The 1,618-nt window shown below is 62.2% G+C and carries 2 protein-coding genes; one reads left to right on the top strand and one right to left on the bottom strand.

Annotated features, from left to right (window positions below):
- Window positions 1–165: 165 nt before the first annotated feature.
- Window positions 166–1,044: a glutathione-dependent disulfide-bond oxidoreductase gene (gene yghU / locus V7D69_RS16090; protein ID WP_333606349.1), complete on the bottom strand. Its 879-nt coding sequence runs from the start codon at window positions 1,042–1,044 to the stop codon at window positions 166–168.
- A gap of 449 nt (window positions 1,045–1,493) precedes the next feature.
- Between yghU and V7D69_RS16085 the strand changes: the two genes are divergently transcribed.
- A partial coding sequence (locus V7D69_RS16085; RefSeq protein WP_333606350.1) for a co-chaperone GroES occupies window positions 1,494–1,618 on the top strand: 125 nt, incomplete at its 3' end.

Below are 1,618 nucleotides of genomic sequence, written 5' to 3'. Positions count from 1 at the left end.
CTTCGCTCGAAACGAACGGATCAAGGTAAAGTCATCCTACTCTAAGGGCGGCGTCAGCCAAGGCTGGGATCTCAGGAGAGGAAGCGCGACATGGCCTGAGACCCCAGCCTGCGCTGGGGTGACGGCTTTGGGTAGGGTGTCAGGAAACCACCCGCCCCCCGCCCATCAGCCCGCACCCTCCAGCTTGTCCTGCGTCTTCGTTTCGAAATCGCTGGCATCGTGCCGTTCGTGGAGCTGTTCTTCCAGCGGCCCGCCGGCTCTGTTGACGATGCGACCGCGCTTCACCGCGGGACGTGCGTCGATCTGCTTCGCCCAGCGCTGCAGATTGCTGTAGCTTTGCGCGTCGAGGAATTCCGCCGCATCGCCGTAGAGCCGGCCGAGCACCACCCCGCCATACCAGGGCCAGATCGCCATGTCGGCGATCGTATATTCCTCGCCCGCGATGAATTCATGCGCGGCGAGTTGGCGGTCCAGCACATCGAGCTGGCGCTTCGTCTCCATCGTGTAGCGGTTGATGGCATATTCGATCTTTTCGGGCGCATAGGCATAGAAATGGCCGAATCCGCCGCCAAGGGAAGGTGCGCTGCCCATCTGCCAGAACAGCCAGGACAGGGCGGCGGTGCGTTGGGCGGAATCGTTGGGCAGGAACGCCCCGAACTTCTCGGCGAGATAGAGAAGGATCGCGCCGGATTCGAAGACCGGCTGGGCCGGTGAGACGCTGCGGTCCACCAGCGCGGGGATCTTGCTGTTGGGATTGATGCCGACGAAACCGCTGCCGAACTGGTCGCCTTCGCCGATGCGGATCAGCCAGGCGTCATATTCGGCGCGCTCGTGGCCCGCCGCCAGAAGCTCCTCCAGCAGGATCGTCACCTTCTGCCCATTGGGCGTGCCCAGGGAATAGAGCTGGAGCGGATGGTTGCCGACTGGCAGTTCGCGCTCATGAGTCGCGCCCGCGATCGGCCGGTTGATGCTGGCGAATTCGCCACCATTCCCCTTGTCCCAGGTCCAGACGCGCGGAGGCGTGTAAGATGTGCTTTCTGTCATGAAATTCCCCAAGGGCGTTTATGAGGGAGGACGGGTGGCATGGGCGCCCGCCGGTGGCTGCTAGGTAGGAAGCCGAACGGCCCTGGCAAAGGCCGGAGAAAAAAATGATCGTAAGCCGCGCGTTGGCCGGATCGCGCTCGTCTCATTTCCTGCACGACGAAGCAGGAGCAGCGGGGTTTTGCTGTTTTCCGGCCTGCAAAAGCGCTATAGGGCCGCAGCCGCAAGTCGAAGCGAAGAGCGTCGGCAGCCGGCACATTTTTCTGATCATGCCCCCTTGACCGGCGCTTGCGTCGGTCCATATGAAGCAGCGCTGGCACTCGCGACAAGGGAGTGCTAACAGAAGGTTCATCGGGAGACGGAGCAAGAGGCGCATCGGTTCAAAAAGGGGTTCTCCTGCCGCGCGCATCTTCCTGATCCCATCAACGTCGTAAGAGGGAAAGGCACTCAACATGGCATTTCGTCCGTTGCATGACCGCGTTCTCGTCCGCCGCGTAGAGGCGGAAGAGAAGACTGCCGGCGGCATCATCATCCCCGACACCGCCAAGGAAAAGCCGCAGGAAGGCGAAATCGTCGC

Source organism: Novosphingobium sp. (genome assembly GCF_036733805.1).
Taxonomy (GTDB): domain Bacteria; phylum Pseudomonadota; class Alphaproteobacteria; order Sphingomonadales; family Sphingomonadaceae; genus Novosphingobium.
Note: the sequence above shows the minus strand (reverse complement) of the source record. Positions and strands in the feature narration are given on the sequence as shown.

Excerpts from the sequence above, each read along its gene's own strand:
- yghU (WP_333606349.1), bottom strand. The coding sequence starts at position 1,044 with ATGACAGAAAGCACATCTTACACGCCTCCGCGCGTCTGGACCTGGGAC.